This is a genomic window from Burkholderia sp. AU30198, assembly GCF_020419825.1.
Lineage (GTDB): Bacteria > Pseudomonadota > Gammaproteobacteria > Burkholderiales > Burkholderiaceae > Burkholderia.
In genome coordinates, this window is the sequence record NZ_JAIZSA010000018.1 from 170,161 (window position 1) to 177,666 (window position 7,506).

Annotated in this window: 6 protein-coding genes and 1 riboswitch; of the genes, 5 read left to right on the forward strand and 1 reads right to left on the reverse strand. The window is 68.3% G+C overall.

The window, feature by feature from the left end; genetic code table 11:
• Positions 1 to 18 precede the first annotated feature (18 nt).
• From LGN19_RS31570 to LGN19_RS31585, 4 genes are all read left to right on the forward strand, one after another.
• Positions 19 to 1,044 (forward strand): adenosine deaminase, encoded by a 1,026-nt coding sequence (locus LGN19_RS31570; RefSeq protein ID WP_226219154.1) that lies wholly within the window; start codon positions 19 to 21, stop codon positions 1,042 to 1,044.
• Between the two features lie 27 nt (positions 1,045 to 1,071).
• Positions 1,072 to 1,419, forward strand: coding sequence for a hypothetical protein (locus LGN19_RS31575; RefSeq protein ID WP_174962210.1), 348 nt, complete (start codon positions 1,072 to 1,074; stop codon positions 1,417 to 1,419).
• Positions 1,416 to 2,732, forward strand: coding sequence for a guanine deaminase (gene guaD, locus LGN19_RS31580; RefSeq protein WP_226219156.1), 1,317 nt, complete (start codon positions 1,416 to 1,418; stop codon positions 2,730 to 2,732). The genes LGN19_RS31575 and guaD overlap by 4 nt, the downstream gene beginning before the upstream one ends.
• 149 nt (positions 2,733 to 2,881) lie before the next feature.
• Positions 2,882 to 3,019, forward strand: a riboswitch (yybP-ykoY riboswitch).
• Positions 3,020 to 3,097: 78 nt separating this feature from the next.
• Entirely contained in the window at positions 3,098 to 3,670 is a 573-nt protein-coding gene (locus tag LGN19_RS31585) for a TMEM165/GDT1 family protein (RefSeq protein ID WP_043181806.1), read from the forward strand.
• 54 nt (positions 3,671 to 3,724) lie between these two features.
• Here the strand turns inward: LGN19_RS31585 and LGN19_RS31590 are convergent, their stop codons facing one another.
• On the reverse strand, positions 3,725 to 4,426 hold the full coding sequence (locus LGN19_RS31590; RefSeq protein ID WP_226219158.1) for a DUF4136 domain-containing protein: 702 nt from the start codon (positions 4,424 to 4,426) through the stop codon (positions 3,725 to 3,727).
• 187 nt (positions 4,427 to 4,613) lie between these two features.
• Between LGN19_RS31590 and pepN the strand changes: the two genes are divergently transcribed.
• Positions 4,614 to 7,307: an aminopeptidase N gene (gene pepN, locus LGN19_RS31595; RefSeq protein WP_226219160.1), complete on the forward strand. Its 2,694-nt coding sequence runs from the start codon at positions 4,614 to 4,616 to the stop codon at positions 7,305 to 7,307.
• Positions 7,308 to 7,506 lie beyond the last annotated feature (199 nt).

Sequence of the window (7,506 nt, forward strand, 5' to 3'; positions counted from 1 at the left end):
CCGACCAAGAACGACGCCATGACCCCGACATTCAAGGACAAGATTGCCCGCGCGCCGAAAGCGGAGCTGCACATCCATATCGAAGGCTCGCTCGAGCCCGAACTGATTTTTGCGCTCGCGCAGCGCAACGGCGTGAAGCTCGCGTACGACTCGATCGACGCGCTGCGCGCCGCATACGCGTTCACCGACCTGCAGTCGTTCCTCGACATCTATTACGCAGGCGCGAGCGTGCTGCTGACCGATCAGGATTTCTACGACATGACGGCCGCGTACTGCGAACGCGCGCTCGCCGACAACGTCGTCCATACCGAGCTGTTCTTCGATCCGCAGACGCACACCGAGCGTGGCGTGCCGATCGAGACGGTGGTCGCAGGCATCGAGCGCGCACTCACCGATGCCGAACAACGCGGGCTGTCGAGCAAGCTGATTCTGTGCTTCCTGCGCCACCTGTCCGAAGAGGACGCGCTCGCGACGTTCGAATCCGCGCTGCCGCTGTTCGAGCGCTATCGCCATCGCCTGATTGGCGTCGGCCTCGACTCGTCCGAGCTCGGCCATCCGCCGACCAAGTTTGCGCGCGTGTTCGAGAAGGCGCGCGCACTCGGGCTGAAGCTCGTCGCGCACGCGGGCGAGGAAGGCCCGCCCGCGTACATCTACGAAGCGCTCGACGTGCTGAAGGTCGACCGGATCGACCACGGCGTGCGCAGCATCGAGGACGCGGCACTCGTCGAGCGCCTCGCGAAAACGCGCACGGCGCTCACCGTGTGCCCGTTGTCGAACCTGAAGCTGTGCGTGTTCGACGACATGGCGAAGCACACGCTGAAGGCGCTGCTCGATCGCGGCGTCGCGGTGACGATCAACTCCGACGATCCGGCCTACTTCGGCGGCTACGTCAATGAAAACTACTTCGCGACGGCCGAAGGGCTGCAACTCACGGATGCCGAAGTCCACGCGGTGATCCGCAACGGCTTCGAGGCGTCGTTCATCGAACCGGCGCAGCGCGACGCACTGTACGCGCGCCTCGACGCGTACTGGCAGGCCGCGTGACGGCCGGCATCGAGGAACGCTAGACAGATGAAACACGGCAACGGCATCCGCTTCGCGACCACCGGTTCGGCCTTGCGCCGGGCCGGTCGCCTGCGTGCGCGCGTGGCGACGGCTCTGTCCGTCGTCGCTCGCTCGTGCCTGCCGTCGCGGTTTGCCGTCGCGTTCGCGCCCCCGTCGGTCGCAAGCACGACGGCTGCGAGGCCCGCCGGCAACCACTCGCTGGCGGCTTCGGCCGCCACGTTCGCCCGCGCCATCGCATCCGGACGTGCGGCACGCAGCGTGCCGCACCCGCTCGCGAAGCACCGCCCCGCCCCCGTGCGGCGTCGCTCGTTTTCTTCTGTTCGCCTTACCTTGATGCAGGACCATTCGTCATGACGCAAACCGCTTTCCGTTCCCAACTGCTGACCTTCAACGGCGACCCGGCGCAATCGAGCCAGGCCGCGAACCATGAGACCGACGGCCTCCTGATCGTCGACGACGGCAAGGTCGTCGCGGCCGGCCCGTACGCGCAGCTCGCCGCGACGCTCGCGCGCGACGCGATCGTCCATGACCTGCGCGACAAGCTGATCGTGCCCGGCTTCATCGACACGCACATCCACTACCCGCAGACGGACATGATCGCGTCGCCGGCACCGGGCCTGCTGCCGTGGCTGGACAAGTACACGTTCCCGACCGAGCGCCAGTTCGGCGATCCGGAACATGCGCGCGAAGTCGCCGACTTCTTCGTCGACGAGCTGCTCGCGTGCGGCACGACGAGCGCGCTCGTCTACTGCACGGTGCACAAGCAGTCGGCCGATGCGCTGTTCGCGGCGAGCGACGCGCGCGACCTGCGGATGATCGCGGGCAAGGTGCTGATGGACCGCAACTGCCCCGAATTCCTGCGCGATACCGCGCAATCGGGTTATGACGACAGCGCCGAGCTGATCGGCCGCTGGCACGGCAAGGGCCGCCAGATGTACGCGCTCACGCCGCGCTTCGCGCCGACGTCGACCGAGGCGCAGCTCGAGGCGTGCAGCGAACTCGCGCGCCGCCATCCGGACGTATTCGTGCAGAGCCACGTCGCGGAAAACGTCGACGAGGTGAAATGGGTGGCCGAGCTGTTCCCCGGCCATCGCAGCTACCTCGACATTTACGACCGCTACGGGCTGCTGCGTCCGCGCGCGGTGTACGGCCACTGCATCCACCTCGACGACGAGGACCGCCGCCGGATGGCCGAGACGCGCACCGTCGTCGCGCACTGCCCGACGTCGAACTTCTTCCTCGGCAGCGGGCTGTTCGATTTCGACAAGGCCGGCGAATACGACGTGCCCGTCACGCTCGCGACCGACGTCGGCGGCGGCACGTCGTTCTCGATGCTGCAGACGATGAACGAAGCGCACAAGGTCGCGCGGCTGTCGGGCCACCACCTGACCGCGACGCGGATGTTCTGGCTCGCGACGGCCGGCGCCGCGCAGGCACTCGACCTCGCCGATACGGTCGGCACGCTCGCGCCGCGTACCGAAGCCGACTTCGTCGTGCTCGATCCGCGGGCCACGCCGCTGCTCGCACGCCGCACGAAACGCGCGGACTCGCTCGAGGAACTGCTGTTCGCGTTCGCGCTGCTCGGCGACGACCGCGCGGTGTACCGCACCTATGCGGCCGGCAAACTCGTCCACGAGCGCGGTGCGGCACGCCGCCCCGCCGCGTAACGGCCTGCCCGGAGGCTCGTCCCGGCACGCGCGCGCATCCGCCGCCGCGCCTGCCGGGCCGCCGAAGATTGCCGTATCCCGATCCCGCCCCGACGCCGGGCGCCGCGCCGCCTGACCGCTTTCCCGCGCGCGACGCGCCGTGCTAGAATTCGCCGCTCATTGGGGAGTAGCCGCTCCGCTCGATGTCCCGCGCCCCCGGCGCGCATCGTGACGGAGGCGTCCGTCAACAGACTTGGCCGTATGGCCATGGCGGACGCAGCCACCTAGGCCTGGCGAGACCGATGGTTCACAGTGCGCCGCATCAGGGCCCGGCGCGCCGTGGATCGTCGCTCGCACGCACAACACCGGCCCGTGGAACCCCATCCGTGTCCCAAGCCTTCCTGATCTCCACCGGCGCCGTCGCGCTCGCTGAAATCGGCGACAAGACCCAACTGCTTTCCCTCGTACTGGCCGCGCGCTATCGCAAGCCGATGCCGATCATTCTTGGCGTGCTCGTCGCGACGCTCGTGAACCACGGTTTCGCCGGCGCGCTCGGCGAATGGCTCGGCGCGCTCGTCACGCCGTCGATCATGCGCTGGGCGCTCGCGTTCTCGTTCATCGCGATGGGATTGTGGATCCTCGTGCCGGACAAGCTCGATGCCGACGAAGCCAATGCCAACCGTTCGCGGCTCGGCGTGTTCGGTGCGACCCTCGTCGCGTTCTTCCTCGCGGAAATGGGCGACAAGACGCAGATCGCGACCGTCGCGCTGGCCGCGCGCTTCCAGGACTACATCGGTGTCGTGGCCGGCACGACATTCGGGATGATGCTCGCGAACGTGCCGGCGATCCTGCTCGGCGACCGCTTCGCGCACCGCCTGCCGACGAAGCTCGTGCACGGGATTGCAGCCGTGCTGTTCGTCGTGCTCGGTGCGCTCGCGCTGCTGGGCATCGGGGTCTGACGGGAAGGAAGATGGCGGGCGCGGCCGGACGGCCGCGCCGAGACTGACGCCGCGTTACTTCGCGGCGGCTGCGCCTGAAGCGGGCGCCGCCGGCACCGCTCGCTCGTTGGCGGCCGGCGCGGCCGGCCCGCCGCGCTTGTCGACCGGCAGCCGCACCGTGCGGACCGCGCCGTTCGCCAGCGGGAAATCGGCGAGCGCGCTGCGCGCGAGGAACGGCATTGCATACAGCAGCGCGCCGTTGTCGCCGGTCGTGCGCGCGGTCACGTTGTAGACCTCCTTGCCCGTCGCGCGCTCGGTAATGCGAATGCCGAGCGTGTAGTCGAACACCTGATAGGTCTGCGCGACATAGCCGGCCGGCATCGGCCCCCAGGGGCCCCACGGTCCCCACGGCCCGCCCCGCCAGTACGGCCCCGGGCCGGCGAACCACGGATCGTAGTAGACCGGCTGCGGCACGGTAACGAGATCGCTGCCGACCCCGTACGTCAGCCCGACGAGATAGCGGGCCTGCGCGGCCGGCGCCTGCCGGAACGCATACGTGGACAGTTCGTTCGCGACGATCGGTTCATAGGTCGACTGCTCGATGCTGTGCTTCTGCGCATCGCTGCGCGTGAACGCATAGGTGCGTGTCGCGTCGCTGCCGCTCCAGTCGGAGAAGGCCGTGACCTGGGTCGTCACGTAGCTGGTACAGCCGGTCAGCAGCGCCACGCACAGCACCGCCGCCCAGCCCGCACCGCGTTGAATCCAATCGCGTTTCATGTTGATCCTCTTCGATCCGTCACCCGTTCGTCGCACCGCGCGAACCGTAACGGGATGCCGATAATACGCGGACTCCCGGAACCGGTAAAAAGTTCGCCCGGCACGCGGCCGCAAGCCTTTGTACAATGGCCCGGTTCGCCCGGCCCGTGCCGCGGGCGCGTCCCCCACTCCACCGATCTCGACGACCATGTCCGACAACGCCTCCTCCACCGTGATCCGCCGCGCCGACTACACGCCGCCGGCCTTCCTCATCGATTCCGTTGCGCTCGAATTCGATCTCGCGCCGGCCCGTACGATCGTCAGGAATACGATGCGCGTGCGCCGCAATCCGGACGCCGCGCCCGCGCCGCACCTGGAGCTGATGGGCGAAGCGCTCGAATTCGTCGGCGCATGGCTGGATGGCACGCCGCATGGCGCCGTGCGTGCGCACGAACACGGGCTGACCGTCGAGAACGTCCCCGACGCTTTCGAGCTGACGCTCGAAAGCGCCTGCGCACCCGACCAGAATACGACGCTGTCGGGCCTCTATGTGTCGAGCGGCAACTTCTTCACGCAATGCGAAGCCGAAGGTTTCCGCCGCATCACCTACTTCCTCGACCGCCCGGACGTGATGGCGTCGTACACGGTGACGCTGCGCGCCGACCAGGCCGCCTACCCGGTGCTGCTGTCGAACGGCAACCTCGTCGATTCCGGCGACCTGCCCGACGGCCGCCACTTCGCGAAGTGGGAAGACCCGTTCCGCAAGCCGAGCTACCTGTTCGCGCTGGTCGCGGGCAAGCTCGTCGCAATCGAGGAAAAGATCACGACCGGCTCGGGCAAGGAAAAGCTGCTGCAGGTGTGGGTCGAGCCGGCCGATCTCGACAAGACGCGTCATGCAATGGATTCGCTGATCCACTCGATTCGCTGGGACGAGAAGCGCTTCGGCCTCGAGCTCGATCTCGACCGCTTCATGATCGTCGCGGTCGGCGACTTCAACATGGGCGCGATGGAAAACAAGGGGCTCAACATCTTCAACACGAAGTACGTGCTGGCGAACCCCGAGACCGCGACCGACACCGACTTCGCGAACATCGAATCGGTGGTCGGCCACGAGTACTTCCACAACTGGACCGGCAACCGCGTGACCTGCCGCGACTGGTTCCAGCTGAGCCTGAAGGAAGGCCTGACGGTGTTCCGCGACCAGGAATTCTCGGCCGACATGGCCGCGGGCGACGCCATCGAATCGGCGGCCCGCGCGGTCAAGCGCATCGAGGACGTGCGCGTGCTGCGCCAGCTGCAGTTCGCCGAGGATGCGGGCCCGATGGCCCACCCGGTGCGCCCGGAGAGCTACGTCGAGATCAACAACTTCTACACGATGACCGTCTACGAGAAAGGTTCGGAAGTCGTGCGGATGTACCAGACGCTGTTCGGCCGTGACGGCTTCCGCAAGGGGATGGACCTGTACTTCAAGCGCCACGACGGGCACGCGGTGACCTGCGACGACTTCCGTCACGCGATGGCCGACGCGAACGGGCGCGACCTCGCGCAGTTCGAGCGCTGGTACAGCCAGGCCGGCACGCCGCGCGTGTCGGTGCGCACCGCGTACGATGCAGCCGCGCGCCGTTATACCGTCACGCTCGCGCAGGGTTACGGCGACGCATCGCCGGCCGCGCGCGAAACGCAGCAAGGGCCGCTGCTGATTCCGTTCGCGATCGGCCTGATCGGCCGCGACGGCCGCGACCTGCCGCTGCATCTCGACGGCGAAGCCGCCGCCGCAGGCACGACGCGCGTGCTCGACTTCACCGACACCGAGCAGACCTTCACGTTCGTCGACGTGCCGGAACAACCGCTGCCGTCGCTGCTGCGCAACTTCTCGTCGCCGGTGATCGTCGAGTACGACTACAGCGACGACGACCTCGCGTTCCTGCTCGCGCACGACAGCGATCCGTTCAACCGCTGGGAAGCCGGCCAGCGCCTCGCGACGCGCGCGCTGCTGACGCTCGCCGCGCGTGCGGCCGCGAACGAGCCGCTCACGCTCGGCGAGAACTTCGTCGCCGCATTCCGCCGCGTGCTGACCGACGCGACGCTGTCGCCGGCGTTCCGCGAACTCGCGCTGACGCTGCCGTCGGAAACCTACCTCGCCGACCAGATGGCGGAAGCCGATCCGGCCGCCGTCCATCGCGCGCGCCAGTTCGTGCGCCGTCAGCTCGCCACCGCGCTGCGCGCGGAATGGCTCGCCGCATACGAGCAGCACCAGACGCCCGGCGCCTACGAACCGACGCCGGAGGCCTCCGGCCGCCGCGCGCTGAAGAGCCTCGCACTCGCGTATCTCGCCGAGCTCGAGGATCCGGCCGATGCCGTGCGCCTCGCGACCGCGCAATACGACGCGGCGAACAACATGACCGATCGCGCAGCTGCCCTCGGCGCGCTGCTGTCCGCCGCAGCCGCCGGCGCGAGCGAACCGGCCGAGCGCGCGCTCGCCGACTTCTACCAGCGCTTCGAGAAGGAAGCGCTCGTGATCGACAAGTGGTTCGCGATGCAGGCGGCGCAACGCGGTACGCCCGCGCAGCCGACGCTCGCGAAGGTTCGCAAGCTGCTCGCGCACCCGGCGTTCAACCTGAAGAATCCGAACCGCGCGCGCTCGCTGATCTTCAGCTTCTGCGCGGCCAACCCCGCGCAGTTCCACGCGGCGGACGGCTCGGGTTACGCGTTCTGGGCCGAACAGGTGCTCGCGCTCGACGCGATCAACCCGCAGGTCGCGGCGCGCCTCGCCCGCTCGCTCGAACTGTGGCGCCGCTTCACGCCGGCGCTGCGCGACCGGATGCGCGAAGCGCTCGAGCAGGTCGCCGCCGGTGCGAAATCGCGCGACGTGCGCGAGATCGTCGAGAAGGCGCTCGCGTAACGCCATCGCCCGTATCGCGCCCACGCGCGACAGCCGGTGCCGTCCGTCGCGGCACCGGCTTTTTTATTGTGTGTGACCCATCCTGAAATAGGTTGACACTTTTTCGCCGAGGCGAGGAGGTGCCAGATGGAGCAAGGGATCAAGCGGACGCAGCGGGACTACAGCCTGGCTTTTAAGCTGTCGGTGGTGGTGCAAGTCG